Below are 24804 nucleotides of genomic sequence, written 5' to 3'. Positions count from 1 at the left end.
ATTATATTTTTAGTTTATTTACTAAATCTTCAAATTTCTTTAAGGTTTCCTCCATAGAAACATCTGATCTTCCTCCAGCTGCATTGCTGTGTCCGCCACCATTAAAGTGATCTCGTGCAAACTGGTTTACATCAAACCCTCCTTGTGAACGGAAAGATATCTTGATAATTTTTTCGTCTTTATTTTCGATAAAAATAGCAGTAAAAACAATACCTTTTATACTTAATCCGTAATTAACAATTCCTTCAGTATCGCCTTTTACATAATCAAACGAATCTAATTCGTCCTGGGTAAGTGACGTATAAGATGTTTTATGTTCTGTGAAAACTTTCATGTTCTGTAAAGCGCGACCTAATAATTGAAGGCGGCCATAAGAACTGTTATCAAATAATAAAACAGGAATCTGAGTGTTTTCGACTCCTAAATCAATTAAATCTGCAATAATGCGATGTGTGTTTCCTGTAGTTCGCGGGAAACGAAACGAACCTGAATCAGTCAAAATTCCCGTGTAAATGCAAGTTGCAATAGTCTTATCTATATCTTCTTTTTTTCCAAGAAAGGAAATGAAGTTATAAAGCATTTCGCAAGTTGATCCAAACGAGGTATCAGAGTACATATAGGCAGCATAGTCATCCGGTTTTTGATGGTGATCGATCATGATAAACGGAGCTGTTAGCTTTGCTAAAGTATGTTCCATTTCTCCGGTACGATGAAAAGCATTAAAATCCAGTGTGAATATTAACTCAGCTTCTTCTAATATTTTGGTGCAGTTTTCAGTGTCTTTTTCAAAGATTTTAACGGTTTCAGAACCTGGCAACCAAGCTAAAAAATCAGGAAAATCGTTTGGGGCAATCACAGTTGGCTGGTGATTGTTCTTTAATAAAAAATGGTATAAACCTAAGGTTGAACCCATAGCATCACCGTCAGGACCTCTATGCGGAATTATGGCGATTTTCTTTGGGGTTGCGAGTAATAATTGTATCGCTTTTATATCTTGTATTTTCATAGTGTGCGAATTTACATTTTTTTAATGTAATGTTGAAATCATTTTACAGATTAACACACTTTTATTAATTGTCAGTTTTCTGTCGTTGTTTCCAGTGCAGACTATACGTGAAAACTGTGACTGTGACTTAATTAAAGCCACTTTTGATATAACTTATATTTCGCTCCCTTAACAATTTGCGATTTATAAATTCCTACAGAACCAGACGAAAAATAAGCAATAATACAGGTAATAGCGATAAAAATTCCAGGCTGAATTCCAAAAAGTTCCATTCCCATTACACTACAGGCGATAGGAGTGTGGGTAGCGCCCGAAAAAACTGCAACAAATCCTAAACCTGCCAAAAAAGCTATTGGCAAAGGAATTACGATTGATAACGCACTTCCTAAAGTAGCGCCAACAAAAAATAGTGGTGTTACTTCTCCGCCTTTAAAGCCAGCACCTAAAGTGACACCTGTAAATAAAATTTTAAGTAAAAAGTCATACCATGGATTTGCATTCGAAAATGAATCTACAATCACCGGAATGCCTAATCCTGAAAATTTTGTAAACCCAAATCCGGCAATGGCAATCGCCAAAATAATGCCTCCAATAAACGGACGCAGTGGCGGATATTTAATATTTTTAGAAAAAAGAGAACCCCAGAAATGTGTACTTCTTGAAAATAATAAAGCCGCAAAACCAGATAAAATTCCAATGATGATAACATAGAATAAGGTTGAAATGCTAATTTCAGGAACAACCGGAATACTGTAATGAGTGTGTTTAATTTGCCAAAATTCTACGGTAAAATATGCGACATAAGCCACTAAAAATGATAGAATAATACTTTTGAAATTAATTTTACTAAAGTATAAAACTTCCAAAGCAAAAATAGCGCCCGCTAAAGGCGTTCCAAAAACAGAAGCAAAACCAGCACTAATTCCAAGGATTATTAAAATTTTTCTTTCGGAATTATCGAGGTTAAAAAGTTTGGTAAATTGATCTGCAATTGCGCCTCCCATTTGTACGGCTGTTCCTTCACGACCTGCAGAGCCTCCAAATAAATGTGTAAGTAAAGTTCCTAAAAGTACTAAAGGAGCCATTTTAAACGGAATAACACTTTTAGGATTTTCGTATTCTTCAAGCAATAAATTGTTTCCTTTTTCTACAGATTCTCCCCAGTAATAGTAGCTCAAGCCTACTAGTAATCCGCCAAATGGCAAAAGCCAGATAATCCAGTCATGTTGAATTCTAAATTGTGTAACCCATTCTAAAGTAACTAAGAAAAATGCAGATGCAGATCCGGACAAAATACCTATTAATACACAAATGGAAATCCATTTGAAAATTGCCAGAAGTATTTGTTTTGGGGTTTGAGAAGTCATTAACTATTTAAGAGAAGTTTTTTCTGCCACGAATTTCACTAATTTTCGCGAATTTCTTCGTGTTTTTGCGAAATTTTTTGCCACAGATTGAATGGATTAAAAAGGATTTTTTTAGTAAATACTTAAAGCCATTTTTTGAAGACAAAAATAATTCGAGCTAATTCGTGAAATTCGTGGCAAAAAATATTTACTGTACAACAGCGGTAAATTCAATTTCAACTAAATATTCAGGTGCAACAAGTTTACTTATTTCATAAAAACCTGTAGTAGGTTTAACATCTTTAAAAAATGAAGCATGAGCTCTTGCTACATCTTCAAAAGTACTAATGTCTGTCGTGAAAATTCGAGTTCTGATAACGTCTTTCATTCCAACATTTAAATCTTCTAACACTTTTTCGACACGTTCCAGAATGTTGTAAGTTTGGGCATATGCATCATCAGCTTTTACTTTTTCACCATCAACAATAGCCACAGTTCCTGAAACTTCAATAATATTGCCAATTCTTACTGCGCGACAATATCCCATTTTGTCCTCCCAAGGTGATCCTGTTAAGATGTTTTCTCTTTTCATTTTTAGTGTTTTATTGAATTTGTTTTATTCTTTTTAAAAATCAAATTCAGGTTAGTTAATTTTGCTGCAATTTATAAAATATGCAGATCAAAAAGAGTATTATTGAATTGAAATCATCTCGTTAAATTTTCTTTTTTGTGATATTTTAAGTAGTACTAAATATGGTTTTTATTTTTTTGACAGAGATCAATACGATTTTAAAGATTATCTATTTATGCAAAATTGTTGCCACGAATTACACGAATTTACACCAATTTTAATTCGCTTAATTCGTGAAATTCGTGGCAAAAAAATACAGCAATTATTTTAATCTGTGACAAAAAACTTGTTTATTCAATTTGATGCTGTTCGTAAAGACGAAGTTTATTTTGAGCAGCAGTAAGGTTTTGTTGCAGCGATTCTATTTTATCCAATAGATTTGCGATAACATCAATACCTTCTAAATTAATTTTAAGATCATAATGCAGTCGTATCATTTTTTCTACAGTTGGTAATTGTTCAGGTTGTAGGTATTCATCTTCTTCAAGGAAAATAATTTTTACCAAACCATAATTATGAAGTTCTGTTATAAAAGTGTTTTCAATTTCGTGATAAATACAAAATTGTTTTATTTGAATTAAGTTTTTACTATTCATGATTTCTTAATTTAGCTAATTCCTGGAATAATTCTTTTTCTTTTGCAGAAAGTTGTGTTGGTATTTTTAATGTATAAGTAATATATAAATCACCAAATTGATTGTCTTTTTTATACACAGGAAATCCTTTTCCTTTCAGTTTTACTTTAGTTCCGGGTTGTGTTTCAGGTGCTACTTTAATTTTTACTTTTCCGTCAAAGGTGTTCACATGAGTTTCTCCGCCTAAAATTGCAGTGTATAAATCAAGGTCAACATCAGCGTATAAATTATTTCCTTCGCGTTTAAAATCTGAATTATTATCAATTAAAAAGGTAAGATACAAATCACCATTCGGACCTCCGTTTGCTCCCGGTGCACCATGATTGGGGATTTTTATAATCTGTCCGTTCTCAACTCCGGCCGGAATTGTAATTCGGATATTTTTTCCGTTTACAGTCAGGTTTTGTTTGTGAGTAGTATATGCCGATTCTAAATCTAATTGTAATTCGGCATTAAAATCCTGTCCTCTGTATTTAGCCTGACTTCTGGAACTTCTTCCAGTAGAACCGTACATAGAATTGAAGAAATCAGAAAAATCACTTCCTGAAAAATCTCCTCCAAAATCTGAATAACTTTGACTTCCGCCTTGTTGTTGTCTGGATTGTTGTTGATTAGGATTATAACCTGCTTTTTCAAATTCATCAGCATGTTTCCAGTCTTTTCCGTATTTGTCGTATTTTTTACGATTTTCAGGATTGCTTAAAACTTCATTTGCTTCATTTATTTCCTTGAATTTTTTCTCTGCTTCCTTATCATTCGGATTCAAATCAGGATGATACTTTCGGGCTAATTTTCGATATGCTTTTTTAATTTCAGCTTCAGTGGCAGCTTTGGTAATTTCTAATGCTTTATAATAGTCAATGTAGTCCATTTGCTTGTATTTTTAATAAGTAAATTAAAATATTGAAGTTAATCATAACTTATTAAATGCCAAAGTAAAAACATCATTTTCAACTTAATAGTGATGTTTTAAGAAATATAAAGAATTAAATTTATTATTTAGGTTAAATCTTACTTTTTGATGTTTTTTTGCGATTATTTCTTATAATATTGCAGAGGTAAACTTATAAATAATCATGTAATCTAACCTTTTATATATTTAATTATGAAAAAATTATCTCCCTTAAAATCAGTTATTAGTTTTATTTTAATAACTACTATGTCAATCTTACTGGCAAGCTGCAGCTCCAGCCACGATGATGATAATGCACCTTCAAACGGCAATACTTTTAATCCGGCAGATTTTACTTTAACTGTTACATCAACAAAGTTTGTTGCCGATTGGCTTGAAATTAACTATTCTGTAAAAAACACTTCTAAAATATCATATTCCAAATATGAGCAAGGAAATTTCACGGTGAAGTTTACGGCTAAAACTACTGATGGCGAAGTTTTTCAGAGAACTACATATGTAGAGTATGTTGAAGCAGGAGTGACGTATACAGATGATGTACATCTTAATTATACTGCCGGAAAAACATTAGATCTTTCGACCTTAACAGCTGTTATTGTGACGGATTAATTCTGTAATAGTTTCTTCTTTTAGTTAAAAGTAATTTCATTTTATTAGCAAAAATCCGATTTGTTCAGTCAAGTCGGATTTTTGTTTTTTGTATATATTATGAACAATAAATAGAAATAAAGATCTTTTTTGGCAGGTTTTTTGCTTTCCAAAAATTAGCCTAATATATTGTTATAATAGTCTTAAAGTTGTAGTGCCTAACTAAATTATATTATTTTTGTGAAGCTACACTGATTTTATAAAAATTATAAAAGCCGATTCGATAAATACTTTTTCAATGAAGCATATTTTATTTTTCATACTATTTTTTACTGCTGTCACAGTTTCAGCTCAAACTGAATTTGGTACAAAATTCAGACCTATTGCAGCGCCAAAGTTTGGGGCAAAGCCAAAGAAAACACCTCTTCCGGAAGTAAAAGATCCTCAGGCTGATAATATGGATATGCCAAGTATTAAAACACCTAATGTTTTTGATAATACCAGTATTACCCCTAAATCGCAATTGCAGGTAGGAGCGGAGAAAAGTAAATTTACCATGTCTACCGAAACTGATTTTGCTAATCCGGGCGATCGTTATGTGCCTAAAATGGAAAAGGATTTAGATAAAGCCTTAAAAGATGCAGGTTTAAAAGAAGGACGCGGAACATTGGTAAAACGAAATATTTCGCTAGGAGATTTTAGAACAAAATCTAAATATTTTATTGTGAAATTCCGTGATTTTGGTGCTATAGATGGCGATTTAGTAAAAGTTTCTTCAAATGATAAGGTAATAAGAGACCAATTACTTTTAGAAGCTAATTTTAAAGATGTAAAAATTGATCTTGCTGATGGCTTTAATAAACTCGATTTTGAAGCATTAAACATAGGAACTCTGGGAGGAAATACTGCCGAAATTCAGGTTTACGACGATAAAGGTCAATTAGTAACCAATGATTATTGGGATAATCTCGCCGCAGGATTTAAAGCTTCGATAATAGTTACAAAAGAGTAAACAAAGGCTCAAAGCAACAAAGGTTCAAAGGAACAAAGTTGTTGTGCTTTGAAACCTCTGAACCTTTGTCCCTTTGTTGCTTTGAACCTTTAAATACCTTCTTTCAAATGTTTGTAATTTGATTTAATCGTATCCAGAACTTCTTCCATTTTACCTCCAAGCATTAATCTGGTCATAGATTTTGCCATACCCACAACTTGTTCCCATTCTACCTTTGGAGGCATAGCCAATGCATTTGGATTTGTGAAAATATTTAGTAAAACGGGTCCGTTATGACGGAATGCATTTTCAATTGCTGCCTCGACTTCTTCGGGTTTATGAACATTTACGCCCTGAAATCCCATTGCCTGGGCGATCAGGCCAAAATCCGGATTCACCATATCAGTTTCATTGTCCGGTAATCCTCCAACTTCCATTTCGAGTTTTACCATTCCCAAAGCGCGATTATTAAAAACAATAATTTTGATAGGGATATTATATTGATGAATAGTTGCCAAATCTCCCAGTAACATTGATAATCCACCATCGCCACACATCGCAATAACCTGTCTTTCCGGATGGGCAAGAGCTGCTCCAATCGCCATTGGCATTGCGTTTGCCATTGATCCGTGATTAAATGAACCCAGCATTTTTCGTTCTCCTGTTCCTTTAATAAAACGTGCTCCCCAAACGCAGGTCATTCCGGTATCTACCGTAAATATGGCATCATTATTTGCCAATTTATCAATGATATGGGCTACATATTCCGGCTGAATGGTATCTTCTCCGCCATTATCATTAATATAAGTATTCATGCTTTCTTTTACACTGGCATACAATTTAAGCTGCGCTTGTAAAAAACTATCATCTGTTTTCGTTTCCAGCAATGGTAATAAAGCTTCAATGGTATCAGCAACATCACCGCATAAACCCATATAGAGATTCGCTCTTCGGCCTAAACGTTCTGTACTTGTATCGATTTGAATGATTTTATTATCGGAAGGCATGAATTTATCATACGGAAAATCTGTTCCCAACAATAAAACCAAGTGCGATTCGTGCATACTGTGATAAGCAGAAGGCTGTCCCAGTAATCCTGTCATTCCTATTTCGTTAGGATTATTAGGCTGAATGCTCATTTTTCCTCGAAACGAATATCCAACGGAAGCTTTTATATGTTGCGATAATTGCACCACCTGATCGTGTGCTTTTTCAGCTCCAATTCCGCAAAATAAAGTTATTTTAGTACTTTCATTAATTGCTTTTGCGAGGTGTTGCAATTCAGTATCAGAAGGTCTGATAACAGGATTACAATGAAAATATTGAGTAGATATATTACTTTCAACTGCTTTTAGCTCAGAAACATCTCCGGGTAAACCAATAACAGCAACACCTTTTTTACCCAAAGCATGTTGTATGGCAGTTTGTATAATTCTTGGAGCCTGTTCAGCAGTCATAATCATTTGATTGTAACAACTGCAATCATCAAACAGTTTAATGGTATTGGTTTCCTGAAAATAACCCATTCCCATTTCGCTGGTGTTTATTGTAGAAGCAATAGCTAATAAAGGCACATGCGAGCGATGCGCATCATATAAACCGTTGATTAAGTGTACATGTCCGGGACCGCAACTTCCGGCACAAACCGCAAAACCGTCTAATTCTGCTTCGGCAGCCGCTGCGTAGGCGCCAACTTCTTCATGTCGCACATGAATCCATTTTATTTTTCCGTTTCTTCGTATTGCATCATTAAAATGATTTAAACTATCACCGGTTACCGCATATACACGTTTTATTCCGGCTTCTACCAACATGTCAACTAATTGTTCCGCAACTATTTTACTCATGGATTATATTTTTAAAATTAATATTTAGACAGTATCAACATTGGTTATGGTTTACTTTCTTAAGATTAGATTTTAAGAACATCTGGTTATGATGTAAAAACAATTTGGTATGGTTTTATAAATTTAATGAAAAGATTTGGTTTTTAGAAGTGCGGAGCAATAAAGCTTGTTTTTTTTGGAGGAAAAAATGGTAAAGGTGCGGAAAGAGGTTTTTATATTTTTTATAAAAGTAATTTAGTAATGATTAGAAGGCATGCCGCTTGCGGCCATAGCAAGAAACCAAAAAAAAGTAATTATAACAGATAATATTAAAGTAATTACAAAATTAATCAAATAAGAGTTTCCTATTGTCTGATCTGTATATCTTGGGTTTTTGATTACTAAAAAAGCCTGAAGTATTAAATTAATTATTAATAATATAATAGGGATAAATACATTGATTTCACTCAGTAATAAACCAATGCAAAGTGCTAATAATAAAGAGATTATTCCTAAAATAATAACTTTTGCACGATGCTTTTTAATTTTAAGCGCAAAATAAAAAGCATAAATAAAATAAGATATTCCACCAATGAATGCAAAATCATAATAGCCATTGTTGGACATAAAATCATATACAATAACAGGAAAAATTATAACAATAAAAAGAATTATTAGATGTATTGCTATCTTCTGGATTAGTTTCATGAGGTTTGTTTTACAAAGATTTAAAGTTTCTAAGGTACTTTGTTTTTAGGTTCAAAGCGACAAAGGTTCAAAGGAACAAAGTTTTTTACACATGTTTACCTCTGCACCTTTGTTGCTTTGCAACTTTGAACCTTTGATTAAAATGGATCTGCAGTTACTCTAAACTTCATATCTGCTTTTACCGTTACATCTTTTGTAAGGGTTTCTTTTAAAGTAACCTGAGTCCTGATTTTATATTTATCAGCTTTTATATATTGATCTAATCTGGCATCGGTACAAATTAAATCAATGCTATTAGATGAAGTATTGATATTATCCTGATATGCCAATTCTATTTCATTAGAATCTGATGTTGAAATGTATAAGTGAATCGATTTCAAAAACGTGAATGTTTTATCAGAAGGATCAGCAATCGATAATTTAAGCGATCTGATTTTTACATCCTTAACCAGACTGGCTTTGGTTTTGTTGTTTTCAAATTCAGCTGAAGAATTTGTTGTTACATCAGGCGTGATAATTTCTGAAGGTAAATTGATAGGCGAAGTACTTTTTATTTTAATCGAAGTTTCATTAGAAATGGTAAAGGACAGTAAGTCATCAACAGCATCACATGAATTAAAAAATACAACTAAAAAAAGACAAAGGGCAACTAGTTTTGATTTCATAAATGGTTTTTTCTCTAATTACGATGTTTTTTGATAGTTGGATTTTTGTTTTTTAGGCACAAAGCAACAAAGCCTCAAAGGAACAAAGAAAAAACTTAATAAAATCATCGGTTTTAACCCTTTGAACCTTTGTGGCTCTGTCCCGAAACTTCGGGATTGTACCTAAAAAATCGGATAATGAAAAAAAATAGTAATTTTTCATTGTTCCCATTTTTAAGATTGAAATATAAAAAGTATTTTTGCGCATGCAACACAACGTACTTATTTTAGATTTCGGATCGCAATATACACAGCTTATTGCGCGTAGAGTTCGCGAATTAAATATATTCTGCGAAATTTTCCCTTACAATCACTTTCCTAGTGATTTATCACCTTATAAAGCAGTAATTTTAGGAGGAAGCCCATTTTCTGTTCGTGCAGAAGACGCTCCACATCCTGATTTATCTCAAATTCGAGGCAAGCTACCTATGTTGGCAGTTTGTTACGGAGCACAATACTTAGCCCACTTTAGTGGAGGTGAAGTAGCGGCTTCGAACACCAGAGAATACGGTAGAGCTAATTTATCTTATATTAAAGAAGGGGAAACTTTCTTTAACGGAGTTTCAGAAAATAGCCAGGTTTGGATGAGCCACAGCGATAGTATCAAAGCACTTCCAACAAATGCAGTAAAATTAGCAAGCACACATGATGTAGAATTTGCAGCTTATAAAATTGAAGGTGAAACTACTTATGCCATTCAATATCACCCGGAAGTTTTCCATTCTACTGATGGATCAAAAATGCTGGAAAACTTTTTAGTTAATATTGCCGAAGTTCCTCAAAACTTTACACCAAATGCTTTCGTAGAAGAAATGGTGGGAGAATTAAAAGAGAAATTAGGAAATGATAAAGTGGTTTTAGGATTGTCAGGCGGAGTAGATTCTACTGTTGCGGCAGTTTTATTGCACCAGGCAATTGGTAAAAACTTATATTGTATTTTCGTAAATAACGGTTTACTTCGTAAAAACGAATTCCAAAATGTATTAGATCAATACAAAGGAATGGGATTAAACGTAAAAGGAGTAGACGCCGGAGATCGTTTTCTTGGTGAATTAGCCGGAATCAGTGATCCTGAAACCAAACGTAAAACTATTGGTCGTGTATTTATCGAAGTTTTTGATGATGAATCGCACTTAATCGAAGACGTAAAGTGGTTGGCTCAGGGAACTATTTATCCTGACGTAATCGAATCGGTTTCGGTGAAAGGACCATCTGCAACCATTAAATCGCATCATAATGTGGGTGGATTGCCGGATTATATGAAATTAAAAATTGTAGAACCACTTAGAATGTTGTTTAAAGACGAGGTTCGAAGAGTAGGAGCTACTTTAGGAATAGATCCTGAATTGTTAGGAAGACACCCTTTCCCGGGACCAGGATTATCAATTAGAATTTTAGGAGATATTACTCCTGAAAAAGTTCAGATCTTACAAGATGTTGACGCTGTTTTTATCGACGGATTAAAATCATGGGGATTATATGATAAAGTTTGGCAGGCTGGAGCAATTTTGCTTCCGGTAAACAGTGTTGGTGTGATGGGCGATGAGCGTACATATGAAAAAGTAGTAGCGCTTAGAGCTGTTGAATCTACAGATGGTATGACTGCTGACTGGGTTCATTTACCATATGAATTCCTGATGAAAGTGTCTAATGACATTATAAACAAGGTAAAAGGCGTGAATCGTGTAGTTTACGATATCAGTTCAAAACCACCTGCAACAATTGAGTGGGAATAGTATTATTTTTCAAATTAAGGCGTTACATTTGTAATGCCTTAATTTTTTAAACCTACTATTTATGAGAGAATTTTTAACGATTTCTCTTGTCATTATTTTGTCTTTTAACAAAATAGCTGCGCAAGATTCAATTATTGAACACAAAATTCAAAAAGGAGAAACTGCTTATTTTATTGCCCAAAAATATAAGGTTTCTGTAGATGAAATTTACAAACTCAACCCCGAATCGCAAAGCGGAATAAAAGACAACCAGATTCTTAAAATTCCGGTTCATTCTGCAGAAAAACAAAATCAAAACCAACAAACTACTCATATTGTTGGTGTAAAAGAAACCCTTTTTGGTTTATCAAAACAATATAATGTTTCTGTTGAAGCGCTTCAAAATGCAAATCCAATTCTTGCAAACGGACTTCAGATTGGTCAGGAATTAGTTATTCCGCAAAATACTTCAAAAACTGAAATTACAACTGCTTCAAAAGCAACACATCTAGTTGTGGCAAAAGAATCGCTGTTTAGTATTGCGAGGCAATATAATGTTTCGGTTCAGGATTTAGAAAATCTAAATAAAGATTTGCTTTTAAATGGTTTGCAAATTGGTCAGACAATTGCCATTCCAAACAAAAGAAAAACACTCGACGGAAGAGTTCGTGTAATCAATCAGGAAACAATTTTTCATGTGGTTGAACCAAAGGAAACTAAATTTTCGATTGCTAAAAAATACGGAATTCCAATCGATCAGCTTGAATCTCAAAATCCTGAAATTGTAAACGGATTAATTGTGGGGAACAAATTAGCTATTAATATCAAGGAAGTAAAACCAACAAACGAAAGCGAAGAATTAATGCTGGCTCTTGCGGAAAAACAAGTTGTGGTTGAAAAAACAAAAGCCAAAACAGTTGAACTTGAAGATCTAAAAGACAGATTAGTGGTTCAGAAAGAAATGAACCAAAAAATTATAAAGATTAATGACTTGAAAGTTAATCTGAATAATATGAACGGCTCAAAAGAAAATTCAGTCGAGAAATTACGTTTGGTCCTGGAGGCAAATAAAAATGTACAGGACATTTTAATGGCAAAATTAGATTCATTGGTCAATACTATGAATAATGATTTAGTCGATTTAAAAAGAATGGATATCCTGAATATTGACGAATCAAAACGACTGGAAAAACAATCCTATGAAAGTATTGGAAAAACCAGCGAATTATCTTCTCAATTAAAGAAAGAATTGGCTGAAAACCGAAAAGCATATGCCGGTTTAATGAATAAAGTAGAGAAAATTGCGGTTGAAGAAAATCAGGAATACAAAAAGAAAATCCGTGAAAACGAAAAGAATAATAATGTTACTTCATTACAACAACGCCTTTCTTTAGAAGAAATAAAGCGATATAAAATAGAACAGGAACAAGGAGATGCACAAAATCAGCTTTTAATTGCCAAAATTGATTCACTTGACAATCAGAAAAAAATCGAGGTAAAACGTCATATCAGTAAAGCGACATATTATAGCATGGAAGCGCGAAAATTTGATGATAAACTGGCTTTGATAAAACTGAAAAAATATCAGGACGAAGCAATAAAAAATCAAAGTAAAAGTAATGAAGCTGGAACATCAAAAACAATTTCGATAGAAGAAATGAAGCGTGAACTGAAAGAAAATCCGCTTAGGACAGATAAAACAGTAAAGGTCGAAGTTTATGATAATCTTAAAGAAGTTTCAAACGGCTATTACTTAGTTTTAGGTATATTTACAGACGCAACATTAAGAGATAAGCTCATAATGAAACTCATTGATTCTGGTGATTTTAACGCTAGTTTCTTTTTTAATATTAATAGTCTTTCGTACTACGTTTACTCGGATAAGTATCAAAATATGGAAGAAGTACTTTATCAATGCAAGAAAAAAGAAGAAGATGAGTTATATAAAGAGATTATTATTGCTAAGGTTGAAATCGATCTTAGAGAATAATTTGCGCTAAATTAACAAGTGGCAAGAATCTTGCTTTAAAGAGAAATTAATGACTTGTTTTTGAATTAAAAATTAAATTGTTTTAAGCCTTATTATGAAATATTATTCAACATTATTGTTTCTTGTTTTTTTTGTAACGTTTTCTGCTTTTTCACAAGAAAAAGTAATTAAGTATACAGTTGCAAATGGAGAAACTGTTAATCAGATAGCTGTAAAATTTAAGGTAACGCCTTATGATATTTATGCTTTAAATCCGGATGCCAGAAGTGGTGTAAAACCAAATACAGTTTTATTGATTCCGACTAACGGGACGAAATCTGCAGCAAAATCTGAAACTGCAGCAGCAAAATCAAATGGTAATACTAAAGAAGTAATTCATGAAGTACAGCCTAAAGAGACTTTTTACAGTATCGAAAAAAAATATGGTATCTCTGACGAAGATTTGAAAGCGGCAAACCCTGTTCTTGAAAAAACGGGAGTTCAGATTGGTCAAAAATTGGTGATTCCTGCAAAAGGATCAACAAAGAAAGCAGCAAACACAGATAAACCTGCGAAAGAAAAAGCACAGGATAAATATGTTTATCATGATGTTGTGGCAAAAGAAACTAAGTTTTCGATCGCTAAACAATACGGAATCACAATTGAGGAACTTGAAAAACGTAATCCTGAAATTGTTTCGAATTTGCCAATTGGTTATCGTTTAACCATAAAAGGAAAAGCACCTAAGACAGAAGCTTCGGCTCCGGCTGTTGCAAATGTGTCAAAACCAGCTGAAACTAAAAAGACCGAAACTTCAAAAAAGGCAACGTCTTATATGGATTATCAGGTAAAACCAAAAGAGACTTTTTATAGTTTGTCCAGAACTTTTCATTTAACCCAGGAAGAATTAACAGAACTGAACCCATCTTTGTCTGAAGGAGTAAAAGAAGGAATGGTACTAAAAGTTCCTACAGGATATTTAGCTCCGGCCCCAATTATTGCGCAACAACAACCTGTTGAAAAAGCAGTTGAGAAACCAATTGAAAAACAAACAGAAAATACAGCCGGTATTAAAATTGTAGACAAAGTAAAATCTGAAACCGTTTCTGCTGATCCTGAAGTAGTTGAATTGACTAAGAAAAGAGGACAAAATGAGCGTAAAAAATTAGTTTTATTATTGCCTTTCAACTTAAATAAAATGCAAAATGATACTATGAGCGCAGCTAATCGTATCAAAAATGATAAATTCCTGAACATGACCCTTGATTTTTATTCAGGAGCAATGATGGCAATCGATTCTGCTAAAACATTGAAATTGCCAATTGATGTGGCCATTTATGATTCACAGGAAACTAAAATTAATTCGAATGTTTCGACTTTAATTTCTCAGAATAAATTACAGGATGCAAATGCTGTTATTGGGCCATTTTATCAAAATAATGCCGAAGCCACTGCGAACTCGTTACGTTTGTATAATGTTCCTGTAATTTCGCCATTGTCTAAAGATTCAGCAAACCCAATTGATAATTTATACCAAACGATTCCGTCGAATGATGTCGTGAGAAATGCGGTTTTTGATTACATGCGTTCTAAAAACGGAAATATCGTTGCTGTGGTTGATAAAAAGAAAGAATCAGTAATTAGTTATATTAAACAAAATCAAAAAGGAGTTCTTTTTGCTGCTTTGACAGAAACAGGAGGTTTGGATGTGGCGAATTTAAAAAGTTTGTTATTACCAAACAGAATGAATTATGTGGTGATGGAAACTGGAAATACAGCGATGGTTAAAAACACAATTAAAGCCTTACTTGATGCACAAAAAACATGTCAGGTTCAATTGGTTATTTTAGAACCAAACAGCACATTGGATACTGACGAAATTAGTTTTGATAATCTGGTAAAATTAAAATTAATGTATCCGTCTGTAACCCGTGAAAGCGATGAGCAGGGAGTTTTAATATTTGGTAAAGAATATAGATTAAAAAATAAAATAAACCCGAATACGTATGCAACACGTGGATTTGATGTAACTTTTGATACCATGATGCGTTTAGTGCAAGGAAAAACATATCAGGAAACTACAGATTTAATGACAACAGAACAAGTTGATAATAAATTTCAGTTTTATAGAAAAGAAGATGGAGGACACGCTAATAAAGGTGTTTATATCTTATATTATGATTCAGACTTAACTTTAAAAGTAGCAAATTAATGACATCAAAAGTAACCTATTTAGGAGATCTAAGAACAAAATCTATTCACGTACAATCAGGAAGTGAAATCATCTCTGATGCGCCTCTGGACAATAACGGAAAAGGAGAAGCATTTTCTCCAACTGATACAGTTGCCAATGCTCTAGCAAGTTGCATGATGACTATTATGGGAATCAAAGCGCGCGATTTAAAGGTAGATTTCATTGGCTCAACTGCCGAAGTAACTAAAATAATGAATGCAGAACCAAGACGAATTGGCGCAATCGAAATTGTTTTTGATATGCAAGGTGTAGCAGACGAAAAAAGTAAAACAATACTGGAACGTTCTGCAATGACTTGTCCTGTATTTTTGAGTTTAAGCAGTGAAATTGAAAAGAAAATTACTTTTAACTGGAAATAATTTCCGGCATAAAATAAGAAAAGGGCACTTTTAAGGTGCCCTTTTCTCGTTTTTAACTCTAACTAACCAATAAAATTATTACTCTGAAAATTCTAATTTTTGTAATTTTTTCCATCCGCCACGTGTGAAATCCGGAATTTCTACAGGAGCAGAACCGTTATCAAGCGAGATTTCTGTTAACGGACCTAAGCAAGACCATTCTGCCAAGTCATAAACATCCATGTCTAACGGAAGTCCTTTTTGTAAACAGTGAATTAATCTGTAATCCATTACGAAATCCATTCCGCCGTGACCACCTACTTTTTTAGCTTGCTCTTCAATATTTTTTACAATTGGGTGTTTGTATTTTTCCATCAAAGCTTTTTTAACGTCTTCCGGAACGAATGAGTGTGCGCTTAATTTTTCGTGATTTGGTTTTACGTCATCACTTAAATCTTTACCGTCTAAAGCGTACCCTTCTAACGGATATTTGTTTGCAAAACCTTTCGTTCCACTCAATTGATACATTCTGCTGTAGGGACGAGGTGAAGTAACGTCGTGCTGAATCTGGATTGTTTTTCCGTTTTCTGTACGAATCATAGTCATAGTATGATCTCCGTTTCTAAAATCTTTAATTTCCTGACCTGATTTTTCTTTGATATAAGCAGGATTTCCTACTGCTTTTGTATCCATAGAAACTAAAAAGTTCATTTTATCTCCACGGTGAATATTCAAAGCCTGACAAGCTGGTCCCATGCCGTGAGTAGCGTAAATATCACCACGGTGTTTGATGTTGTAATCCATTCTCCAGTTGTTCCAGTATTCACCCCAAAAAGGCTGAAGACCGTGAATGTAAGAACCTTCGGCATGAAGAATTTCTCCAAATAAACCTTGTTGCGCCATGTTTAATGTTGTTAATTCGAAGAAATCGTAAACGCAATTTTCAAGTTGCATACAATGTTTACGTGTTTTTTCAGACGTATCGATAAGATCCCAAATTTCTTTCATAGTCATAGCGCCCGGAACTTCGATTGCTACGTGTTTACCATCTTTCATTGCCTGAACACCAATAATAGCATGATGTTTCCAGTCGGTTGCGATATAAACTAAATCAACATTTGGTAAAGCAGTAACTTTTCTCCATGCATTTTCATCTCCAAAAAATTCTTGTGCTTTAGGAAGTCCGGCTTTAGTTAAAATTTCATTGGCAGATTGTGTGTTTTTCTCCGTCATATCGCAAAGTGCTACGATTTCTACTCCCGGAATATGCGTCATACGCTCAACAGCTCCGGGACCACGCATTCCTAAACCAATAAAAGCAACACGAACTGTTGGAATTGGATCAGTAGCCAAACGCAAAACATCTTGCTGACCTTTTGGACGGGTTGGTGTTTTGGTCTTGATCATTTGTGCCGATGCGATTGCTCCTCCAAACAAAAGACAGGTCACTAACATGAATTTTAAAATACTAGTTTTCATAATTGAATTAATTTGATTTGAAAATGATGATAATCAAAATGAAGATTATCGGGAATTATTGTTTTTGTGTAAATTGTTTATTTTTTAAAACGTCTTTTTTAAGGCAATGTGTCAAAATTTATTTCCGGTTTTTTATTGTTTAAAGGTCTTGTAAAGATCATTTTTGGTGTTGTATAGTTGTTGAAAAAGCCTCCGTTTTTTAGATAAAATGAATTATTGTCCAATCCGCCGGCAAAATCCATTCGGTATTCTTTTGCTCCGGTATTGTCGGTTGTAAAACGAACCGAATTTATTTCTGACCAAACTCCTTTATCGTCACAAACCCATTGATTATTGAATAATACTTTACGGGATAAATCGCCTTGCTCGGGAATAAAATTTTCCAGAAACGAATGAAATCTTTTTAAATAAGTATTTGTTTCAGGACGATTAAAACTAGCGATTAATAGCCATTTTTGTAATTCAGGCGCATAAAAATACGCGGTATAAGTTGTTGTGTTGTTGTTTTGAGGGAAACCTTGTAATAAAAATCTATAAGTTGTTCCTGCTTTCCAGTTGTATTTGAGATAGCTTTGACCGCCTGAACCTTCATTCCCAAATTCGCCTGTATGTACATTCTCGCCTTTTTTTAGCATTTTAATCTTATGAGATTCAGGAATACTAGCCGGATCATCGGTGTTTAACGGACTCCATACAGAAAATAAAACTCTTCTTTCTGTAGCCGAATTAACCTGAATACCAAAGTAGCCTTCTCCAAAACCATTCGCCATAAAATAAGAACCAATTTTATCTTCGTTTTCAGGAACCGTAAGTTCATTATAATACCATTTTGCATTGACACTTTCAGGAACCTGATAATTTAAATGTACTGATGGTCCGCGTCGTCCCCAATGATAAAAATTACCTTCGTTATTGGGTACATAAGATATTTTTCCGTCATAATCTGCGCTCGAAATAGTCAGACGATTTATAGCAGGAAAACGATCTTTTGTTTTGTTTATTCCTTTGATTTTAATGGCTACGTAACCTTCCTGATTTATTTTCCAGGTACCAATGGTTACTGCTTTTTTTGAAGTATCAAATTTTACTTTTTTAGCTTCATTATTAATCGAAAATTCTAATTCTGATTTTCCAAATACTTCTACAGATTCTTCTACTGTTAATTGAAAATTCCCTGCTTTGGAAATTCTGAAATAAACCGTAAAAAATTCCTCAGCATTGGTCCAGTTTTCGATTCCGTTATCTGTAATCGTATTGCTTTCTAAATGTTTAGAACTATATACATTTCCTGCCAAAGGAAGAGAAATACTGGTCTTCGGATTCTTTAAAGGATCTTCGGTACTTTCGCTATTTGCCGTGCAGGAAAACGATACGAGTAACGAAGCAAAAAATAAGTAGAATAAGTCTTTCATGTATCGATAGTAATTTATTTTTTTAAATTACCTCTCTAATCAATCCAATTAGAGAGGCTTCAAAAACAAAATAATGCTAAATAAAAAATTATGGATTTTGAGTTAAAGTTCCTGGATAGGCATTAATTTCTGACTGCGGAATGTATTGCACTACTCTTAAACTTGTAGCGGGCCAGTCTGTCATTGGTAAATGAGGACCAGGATAATGACGCGTCATGGTTTGCCCATTTCTGTAAACATCATAACCTCTGTGCGCTTCAAATGCTAATTCTAACTGACGTTCTTCATCTACTAATTGTACGGCATTGGTACTGTTTAATGATGTATAACCACCACCAACAATCGATCTTTCGCGAATAATGTTTAGGTTGGTTAAAGCGTTATTATAATCACCTTTTTTAACATAAGCTTCTGCCATGTTCAGATACATCTCGGCCAATCTTGAAATAGAAGGAGAGTAGAGGTGAGAATCATTATTTTGCAAAGAACATTTTGTAATGTAAAACATTGGATATACACGATTTAATAACATCATATAATCTTTCTCTCCTGTATAAGTTTTGCCTTCGTATACAATCGAATATTGATTTTCGGCTGCGTTTACCGGAGTTAAATTATAATCAGTAGTTCCTATTGTGATAAAAAATGTACCATTAGGATTTGTTTTTAATGGTTGTTGCATATAGTTGTAACCGGTTTGAGTACCACCTGCATTTTTTACATCATAGATAAAACGGAATGCCTGAGTTTTGTTTCCTGCATCGTCTGTCGTGTATTGCGGATCGATAAATGCCCAACGTGCATCTTTCTTTAAACCTGATTTTCTTAATAAATCCAGATATTTGGCACTAGCGTACATTTCGCCCCAACCCTGACCTTGAATATTAGCATACATACCGCCAATTCCGTAGTAATGATCAAAACCTGAAAATTCTGAAGCTACTCTTTTAACAGCAAAAATGGTTTCAGTTTGCTCATCAGAATCCGGTGCATACGTATTGAATTTCATAAAACTTTCACGGCTCAACAATTTATATTTTCCGCTTGTAATTACTTTATTCGCATATTCTATAGCTTGTGTTGCGTATTCCTGATTCGGATTTTCATATGTTCCGCTCATATATAAGTATACTCTCGAAAGCATTGCCTGAGCCGCTTCTTTAGTAGCATACGCTGCAGATCTGTCAACCGTCATTAAAGATTCGGCTTTTTTCAAATCACTAATTGCTTGTTCGTAAGTATCTTTTACTGTTGATCTGTCTGGTAATCTAAGATTATTTAAATCCGGTGGTAAACCATTTACAATTGGCACTCCTAAATTAGTTTCGGGAGCTTGTGCATAAGGTCTTCCGTAAGTGCGGCACAGGTAGAAATAAATCATACCTCTTAAATAATACGCTTCGCCAAGCTGTTGGTTTACAGCAGGACTTTCTCCCTCTGAAATCATTTTGATCAAATCACTTGATTGTGATACTATTTTATAACTGTTATTCCAGAAAACAGATAATCTGTCATTGTTAGGAATGTGCTGATACGAAATAAAAGAGTAAAATGAATCTGTAGAAGTTCCTCTAATCATGATATTATCGCCAGGATACTCTCCAACTCTGTGCATAACATCAGACCAGCCTTTTAATTGTGCGTAACAACCATTTAATAAAACTTCTACGGCAGCTACTTTATCTTGTTCTATTTTGTCTTTTGTGTATGCATTAAATGGTTCTCTGTCTAAATCACATGAGGACAAGAAACTAATCGCAATACCTAATATAAATATCTTTTTCATGATTTTGTTTTAAAGAGTTAAGTTAAGTCCTAATACAATTTTGCGTGTTGAAGGATACACCTGCGTTGCAACACCAGAAATGATGTATTGCTGCGTTGCATCATTGTAAGTAGGAGGAAGCTCAGGATCTACACCAGAATAATGACTAATGGTGAAAAGATTTTCTCCGGCGATGTACAATCTTAGGTTCGAAATATTAAGACGTGGAATAGGTACATTATATCCAAGGGTAATGCTTCGCATTTTTAAGTATGTTCCGGTTTCTAAGAAACGAGAAGATGCTTTGTTCGACTGGCTGCTGTTATCATAAAGTGCCTGAGGATGTGTTGCAATATCTCCCGGTTTTTCCCAACGGCTCCATCCGCTATGAAGTACCATCTGGTTTCTGTCGTTGTAAGCACCATCTGAATCAAATTCGGCTCTGGCATAGTTATAAATTTGTCCTCCAACAGAATAACTAAAAATAGCCGAAAAGTCAAAATTCTTATAATTTAAAGTAGTAGAGAATCCTCCAAAAAAGTCCGGAGTATAAGTTCCTATTACCTTTTGATTTTTAGAAGCATCAGCGTAACTGCTTGTTTTTACACGCTCTCCGGCAGCATTTGTAGTGAACCATTGTGGTTTTCCATTAGTTGGGTCAACTCCTGCCCATTCTGTTAAATACCAGCTGTCAACATCTTTACCCGGCGTTAATAATTTGCTTGCTGAACCCGCAACACCACTACCATCTCCTACAATAATTTGTTTTCTGTCTCCATAAAGGCTTGTTACTTTATTTTTATTCGTACCAATGTTGGCATCTACAGACCAGTTAAAATTATCTCCTTTAATGATGTCTACATTAATAGAAGCTTCAAAACCTCTATTGTTTACCGCACCAACGTTTCTCCATATACCAGTAACTCCAATAACTCCCGGAAGTGGTACATAATACAATAGATCAGAAGTGTTTTTATTATAGTAATCCAAAGTAATGTTTACTCTTTTAAAGAAACTTACATCCAGACCAACACCAGCAGTAAATGTTTTTTCCCAACTTAAATCAGGATTCGCCAATTGCGAGATTAGCGCCCCGGGACTTTCATTATAACTACTTTTCGAGAAAGAATATAAAGGAAGGTGAGGATATAAACTGTTTGGACGGTTTCCTACCGAACCATAACTCGCTCTAAGTTTTAAGTTATTGATATAATCTGCGTGAAAGAATGCTTCATTATGAATGTTCCATCCACCACTTATAGAGTAAAAGTTACCATATTGTGCATTTTTACCAAAGTTAGATGCTCCGTCACGACGAAAAGAAACTTGTGCCAAATAACGGTTATCATACGAGTAGTTTATATTCGATAACAAAGATTGCACAGCCCACTGTTGTCTTCCGCCAGCCACTTTTTCAGGAACAGCGGCAGCATCGGGAGCTATAATTCCCGGAGGAATTCCGGTTGCAATTCCCTGACTGAATTTTCTATTATATTCATTCCACTCATAACCTGCAATAGCATTAAAGTTATGTTTGCCAAATGATTTATTAAATTTTAATAATTGATTGGTGTAAATTCTGTTATTGGTATCAAAGTTATCTTCAATTCTGCCTTTTACCGCTAATCCGCCAGAAGACCTTGGATCTGTGTAATAGCTTGAATTTGAATTACCAAAAATGTAATTGTTGACAGAAGAAAAAGTCAGCCAGCTTGTAAATTTAATATCAAAATCCAGATTAGTTCTCACCGTATAATTTTCAGATTCACCATAATTCCATTGTAAATCATACAAATAGTTTGATCCTGTTGTGTTTACCCAGGTTGGGTTAGGAGCATTTCCTACTAAAGATCCGTCTTCCATATACGGACTATCCCATGGCATATTTCCGTATAAAGCACCAACTGAATGCTGTTGATCATAAGTTGTTTCTCTGGTCAAATTTACCTGAGGTCTTAAAGTAAACCAAGTGTTTGGTCTGTACTCAAATTTCATTAAACCATTGTATTTTTTATAATCATAACCTTTAACTGCTCCGGTTTCTTTATAAACACCTACAGAAACGTAACTTTTAAAGTTTTCACTGCCGCCGCTTATTGATAAGTTATAATCTTCTGCAATACCCGTTTGAGTAGCATTATCCCACCAGTCAAAGTTTTTATTTTTTAATTCAGGATTCCACCACCAAACATTCTCGAATGCTTGTTTGTTTTCGAATGAATCATATAAATCATATAATTGAGATCCATTCATGATTTTAAAATTCCCGTTATTTAATGTGGTCATGGCAGTTTTGGCAGAAAAATTAATAACAGCCTTTCCTGTTTTTCCGCTTTTAGTTGTAACGACAATTACACCGTTTGCACCTTGTGAACCATAAACCGCTGTAGAAGCAGCATCTTTAAGAACCGTCAACGTTTCAATATCCGATGGATTCATGTTTGCAGAACTATTCCCCACAATAACTCCGTCAATTACCCATAAAGGATCTGTACTTCCGTTGACGGTGGTTTTTCCTCGAATCACTATTTTTGCTACCGCTCCCGGTTGACCTCCACCTGTATTTACATATACTCCGGAAGCTTTTCCAGCAAGCATGTTTTCGACGCTAGGAGTCGTGACATCAACAATTTTTTTGCTGTCTAAAGTTTGTAATGATCCTGTTAAGCTCTCTTTTTTGATTTTGCTGTAACCTACAATCACAACCTCGTTCATTTGTTCGCCAATCTCTTTCATTACTACTTTAAGATTACTGTTTCCTGCCGGTATTTCCTGATCTTCCATTCCTAAAAAAGTAAAAACCAGTATAGTGCCATCATTTGGAACTTCAATAGCAAAACTTCCGTCGATATCAGTTTGTACTCCCTTCGTTGTGCCTTTTATGACAATATTTACTCCGGGAACCGGAATTCCTTTTTGATCGACAACCTTTCCTTTTACTATTTTCTGAAAAACAGGCAAATTGGTTTCGTTTACCGGAATCTCTTTAGAAGGTGCAGCCGTTGTAATTTGAAAACTTAAAGACAACAAGGAAAGTAATGTTGTTTTTAAACTTTTTTCAAGTACAGTCTGCATCCTAAAATTTTTAGGTTTTTTTGAGAATACTTTGTTCATACTCTAGTTTGGTTTTGGTTAATGATTTGTGTTTTTTGTTAGTCGTTTTTTTAAGTTTTGGTGCTCATTAGTGATCACTTTTTGGTAGGTTAAAAAGAGAATTAAAAGCGATAAAAAAGAGCTGATAAATGCGTTGTATTTTATTATTATTCGACGAAACTATCGATTATATTTTTATTAACCAAGAAAAAACACAAAAAATGTGCTCGAACACACAAAATTAATGTTCTCGAGCACATAAAATTGTGTTTTACGTTTTTTTTAATGTAAATTGATAAGATTATTATAAAAAAAGACACAAAAAGCACATCGCTTTATTTTAGGCGTATTTGCAGGTATAGTATTTTATTTTTAAAGAATAAAAAATAGTTGTTTGTATTTATAATAATATCGCAATTATAAATTAATTTATTTAATAATAAATCAAACTTTTGAAGATTTTAAATTGATCCGTTTTTTCTTATTTATTACTTTTTAAATACAAATGCATTAAAAAATATCGATTAGGTTTTAAATAAAAGTTTGACTTATATTAGCATTTTTATAAGAAGATTTTTCGAGGTAGTTTTCTACCGTTTGAAAGGATTAAAATGCTTCAGGATTTTATTTTTATTAAATTAAATTTTTTCAAAAAAGATGACCGAAATTTTAAAAGAATATCAAGTAATTTTAATCGATAAAAATCAAAAAAACAACGATCCTGTTTTTACTCCTTTTTTTTGGGAAAAAGCAAATTGTCTAACTGATTTTTGTTCTCCATGGAAAACTGATTCATTTTCAAAAATTGAATTTAAAGCGCTTCATGATCGAGAGAATTTCTATTTTAGTTTCAGGGTTTTCGATACTGATATTTATGTTGATCAAAAAGACAATAGTTTTGCGAGTATAGGAAACTCAGATCGCGTAGAATTGTTTTTTAGAACCAATGAATCTCTAAATCCGTATTATTGCCTTGAAATAGATACTTCAGGCCGAATAATGGATTTTAAAGCGCTTCCGGGAAAGGATTTTGATTTCAGCTGGAAATGGCCAAAAAATGATATAGAAGTAAAAACTTCAAAAGATGAAACTTCATTTATCGTCGAAGGTCGAATTAGCATTCAGTCTTTAAAAGATTTAAATCTAATTCAGAATAATGCAATCGAAGCCGGAGTTTTCAGGGCTAAATTTTCTCTGGTAGAAAATCTTCAATACGAACCCACCTGGATTTCATGGATAAATCCAAACACTGACACTCCTAATTTTCATATCGCTTCTTTGTTTGGGAAGTTTATATTAATGAGTTAAAAAAAGGGGCAAAGGTTCAAAGTAACAAAGGTTCAAAGATTTTGCCCACAGATTTAACGGATTAAACTGGTTTTCGCTGGTTTTTGTATAAAATTTGATGGAAAAAATCTGCTCAATCTGCCA

The 24804-nt window shown here is 33.8% G+C and carries 19 protein-coding genes; 7 read left to right on the top strand and 12 right to left on the bottom strand.

Going from position 1 to position 24804, the window contains the following annotated elements; genetic code table 11:
- Window position 1: 1 nt before the first annotated feature.
- The 5 genes from BXU01_RS03975 to BXU01_RS03955 all read right to left on the bottom strand — a co-directional run bounded on the left by BXU01_RS03975 (window position 2) and on the right by BXU01_RS03955 (window position 4489).
- A complete protein-coding gene (locus tag BXU01_RS03975) occupies window positions 2–1006 on the bottom strand; it encodes a bifunctional oligoribonuclease/PAP phosphatase NrnA (protein ID WP_083691793.1) in 1005 nt (334 codons plus the stop codon).
- A 131-nt stretch (window positions 1007–1137) separates the two neighbouring features.
- The gene (locus BXU01_RS03970) at window positions 1138–2373 is read right to left on the bottom strand and encodes a voltage-gated chloride channel family protein (RefSeq protein ID WP_083691792.1); all 1236 of its coding nucleotides are present in this window, start codon (window positions 2371–2373) and stop codon (window positions 1138–1140) included.
- Between the two features lie 187 nt (window positions 2374–2560).
- A complete protein-coding gene (locus BXU01_RS03965) occupies window positions 2561–2944 on the bottom strand; it encodes a RidA family protein (RefSeq protein ID WP_083691791.1) in 384 nt (127 codons plus the stop codon).
- Window positions 2945–3273: 329 nt separating this feature from the next.
- A complete protein-coding gene (locus tag BXU01_RS03960; RefSeq protein WP_083691790.1) occupies window positions 3274–3579 on the bottom strand; it encodes a chaperone modulator CbpM in 306 nt (101 codons plus the stop codon).
- Window positions 3572–4489, bottom strand: coding sequence for a DnaJ C-terminal domain-containing protein (locus BXU01_RS03955; protein WP_083691789.1), 918 nt, complete (start codon window positions 4487–4489; stop codon window positions 3572–3574). Before BXU01_RS03955 ends, BXU01_RS03960 begins: the two co-directional genes overlap by 8 nt.
- Window positions 4490–4723: 234 nt before the next feature.
- Here BXU01_RS03955 and BXU01_RS03950 point away from each other — a divergent pair, with 234 nt between their 5' ends.
- Together BXU01_RS03950 and BXU01_RS03945 are read left to right on the top strand one after the other, a co-directional pair.
- Complete coding sequence (locus BXU01_RS03950; protein ID WP_083691788.1) at window positions 4724–5140, top strand: hypothetical protein; 417 nt, start codon at window positions 4724–4726, stop codon at window positions 5138–5140.
- A gap of 277 nt (window positions 5141–5417) precedes the next feature.
- On the top strand, window positions 5418–6131 hold the full coding sequence (locus tag BXU01_RS03945) for a hypothetical protein (protein ID WP_083691787.1): 714 nt from the start codon (window positions 5418–5420) through the stop codon (window positions 6129–6131).
- 89 nt (window positions 6132–6220) lie between these two features.
- On the opposite strand, the gene BXU01_RS03940 is transcribed toward BXU01_RS03945, so the two are convergent.
- From BXU01_RS03940 to BXU01_RS03930, 3 genes are all read right to left on the bottom strand, one after another.
- Entirely contained in the window at window positions 6221–7957 is a 1737-nt protein-coding gene (locus tag BXU01_RS03940) for a thiamine pyrophosphate-dependent enzyme (RefSeq protein ID WP_083691786.1), read from the bottom strand.
- A gap of 234 nt (window positions 7958–8191) precedes the next feature.
- Window positions 8192–8644, bottom strand: coding sequence for a hypothetical protein (locus BXU01_RS03935; RefSeq protein WP_123773937.1), 453 nt, complete (start codon window positions 8642–8644; stop codon window positions 8192–8194).
- Between the two features lie 137 nt (window positions 8645–8781).
- The gene (locus tag BXU01_RS03930) at window positions 8782–9309 is read right to left on the bottom strand and encodes a hypothetical protein (protein WP_083691784.1); all 528 of its coding nucleotides are present in this window, start codon (window positions 9307–9309) and stop codon (window positions 8782–8784) included.
- Window positions 9310–9554: 245 nt separating this feature from the next.
- Between BXU01_RS03930 and guaA the strand changes: the two genes are divergently transcribed.
- The 4 genes from guaA (at window position 9555) to BXU01_RS03905 (ending at window position 15645) form a co-directional block, all read left to right on the top strand.
- The gene (gene guaA, locus BXU01_RS03920; RefSeq protein ID WP_083691782.1) at window positions 9555–11084 is read left to right on the top strand and encodes a glutamine-hydrolyzing GMP synthase; all 1530 of its coding nucleotides are present in this window, start codon (window positions 9555–9557) and stop codon (window positions 11082–11084) included.
- A 61-nt stretch (window positions 11085–11145) separates the two neighbouring features.
- A complete protein-coding gene (locus BXU01_RS03915) occupies window positions 11146–13053 on the top strand; it encodes a LysM peptidoglycan-binding domain-containing protein (RefSeq protein ID WP_083691781.1) in 1908 nt (635 codons plus the stop codon).
- 94 nt (window positions 13054–13147) lie between these two features.
- The gene (locus BXU01_RS03910) at window positions 13148–15244 is read left to right on the top strand and encodes a LysM peptidoglycan-binding domain-containing protein (RefSeq protein ID WP_083691780.1); all 2097 of its coding nucleotides are present in this window, start codon (window positions 13148–13150) and stop codon (window positions 15242–15244) included.
- A complete protein-coding gene (locus tag BXU01_RS03905; protein WP_083691779.1) occupies window positions 15244–15645 on the top strand; it encodes an OsmC family protein in 402 nt (133 codons plus the stop codon). The genes BXU01_RS03910 and BXU01_RS03905 overlap by 1 nt, the downstream gene beginning before the upstream one ends.
- Before the next feature lie 78 nt (window positions 15646–15723).
- Here the strand turns inward: BXU01_RS03905 and BXU01_RS03900 are convergent, their stop codons facing one another.
- The 4 genes from BXU01_RS03900 to BXU01_RS03885 form a co-directional block, all read right to left on the bottom strand.
- A complete protein-coding gene (locus tag BXU01_RS03900; RefSeq protein ID WP_255373703.1) occupies window positions 15724–17079 on the bottom strand; it encodes a Gfo/Idh/MocA family protein in 1356 nt (451 codons plus the stop codon).
- Between the two features lie 122 nt (window positions 17080–17201).
- Window positions 17202–18515 (bottom strand): DUF3472 domain-containing protein, encoded by a 1314-nt coding sequence (locus BXU01_RS03895; protein ID WP_083691777.1) that lies wholly within the window; start codon window positions 18513–18515, stop codon window positions 17202–17204.
- Between the two features lie 88 nt (window positions 18516–18603).
- A complete protein-coding gene (locus BXU01_RS03890) occupies window positions 18604–20301 on the bottom strand; it encodes a RagB/SusD family nutrient uptake outer membrane protein (protein ID WP_083691776.1) in 1698 nt (565 codons plus the stop codon).
- Window positions 20302–20310: 9 nt separating this feature from the next.
- Window positions 20311–23394 (bottom strand): TonB-dependent receptor, encoded by a 3084-nt coding sequence (locus BXU01_RS03885; RefSeq protein WP_083691775.1) that lies wholly within the window; start codon window positions 23392–23394, stop codon window positions 20311–20313.
- A 636-nt stretch (window positions 23395–24030) separates the two neighbouring features.
- Here BXU01_RS03885 and BXU01_RS03880 point away from each other — a divergent pair.
- Window positions 24031–24681, top strand: coding sequence for a sugar-binding protein (locus BXU01_RS03880; protein ID WP_083691774.1), 651 nt, complete (start codon window positions 24031–24033; stop codon window positions 24679–24681).
- Window positions 24682–24804: the final 123 nt, after the last annotated feature.

This window comes from [Flexibacter] sp. ATCC 35103 (assembly GCF_001975985.1).
GTDB lineage: Bacteria > Bacteroidota > Bacteroidia > Flavobacteriales > Flavobacteriaceae > Flavobacterium.
The sequence above is the reverse complement of the archived record's forward strand: the minus strand, read 5'-3'. Positions and strand labels throughout refer to the sequence as shown.

Excerpts from the sequence above, each read along its gene's own strand:
- BXU01_RS03910 (WP_083691780.1), top strand. The coding sequence starts at position 13,148 with ATGAAATATTATTCAACATTATTGTTTCTTGTTTTTTTTGTAACGTTT.
- BXU01_RS03915 (WP_083691781.1), top strand. The coding sequence starts at position 11,146 with ATGAGAGAATTTTTAACGATTTCTCTTGTCATTATTTTGTCTTTTAAC.
- BXU01_RS03895 (WP_083691777.1), bottom strand. The coding sequence starts at position 18,515 with ATGAAAGACTTATTCTACTTATTTTTTGCTTCGTTACTCGTATCGTTT.
- BXU01_RS03960 (WP_083691790.1), bottom strand. The coding sequence starts at position 3,579 with ATGAATAGTAAAAACTTAATTCAAATAAAACAATTTTGTATTTATCAC.
- BXU01_RS03905 (WP_083691779.1), top strand. The coding sequence starts at position 15,244 with ATGACATCAAAAGTAACCTATTTAGGAGATCTAAGAACAAAATCTATT.
- BXU01_RS03935 (WP_123773937.1), bottom strand. The coding sequence starts at position 8,644 with ATGAAACTAATCCAGAAGATAGCAATACATCTAATAATTCTTTTTATT.
- BXU01_RS03940 (WP_083691786.1), bottom strand. The coding sequence starts at position 7,957 with ATGAGTAAAATAGTTGCGGAACAATTAGTTGACATGTTGGTAGAAGCC.
- BXU01_RS03900 (WP_255373703.1), bottom strand. The coding sequence starts at position 17,079 with ATGTTAGTGACCTGTCTTTTGTTTGGAGGAGCAATCGCATCGGCACAA.
- BXU01_RS03965 (WP_083691791.1), bottom strand. The coding sequence starts at position 2,944 with ATGAAAAGAGAAAACATCTTAACAGGATCACCTTGGGAGGACAAAATG.
- BXU01_RS03945 (WP_083691787.1), top strand. The coding sequence starts at position 5,418 with ATGAAGCATATTTTATTTTTCATACTATTTTTTACTGCTGTCACAGTT.
- BXU01_RS03955 (WP_083691789.1), bottom strand. The coding sequence starts at position 4,489 with ATGGACTACATTGACTATTATAAAGCATTAGAAATTACCAAAGCTGCC.
- BXU01_RS03970 (WP_083691792.1), bottom strand. The coding sequence starts at position 2,373 with ATGACTTCTCAAACCCCAAAACAAATACTTCTGGCAATTTTCAAATGG.
- BXU01_RS03885 (WP_083691775.1), bottom strand. The coding sequence starts at position 23,394 with ATGAACAAAGTATTCTCAAAAAAACCTAAAAATTTTAGGATGCAGACT.
- BXU01_RS03975 (WP_083691793.1), bottom strand. The coding sequence starts at position 1,006 with ATGAAAATACAAGATATAAAAGCGATACAATTATTACTCGCAACCCCA.
- BXU01_RS03930 (WP_083691784.1), bottom strand. The coding sequence starts at position 9,309 with ATGAAATCAAAACTAGTTGCCCTTTGTCTTTTTTTAGTTGTATTTTTT.
- BXU01_RS03880 (WP_083691774.1), top strand. The coding sequence starts at position 24,031 with ATGACCGAAATTTTAAAAGAATATCAAGTAATTTTAATCGATAAAAAT.
- BXU01_RS03890 (WP_083691776.1), bottom strand. The coding sequence starts at position 20,301 with ATGAAAAAGATATTTATATTAGGTATTGCGATTAGTTTCTTGTCCTCA.
- guaA (WP_083691782.1), top strand. The coding sequence starts at position 9,555 with ATGCAACACAACGTACTTATTTTAGATTTCGGATCGCAATATACACAG.
- BXU01_RS03950 (WP_083691788.1), top strand. The coding sequence starts at position 4,724 with ATGAAAAAATTATCTCCCTTAAAATCAGTTATTAGTTTTATTTTAATA.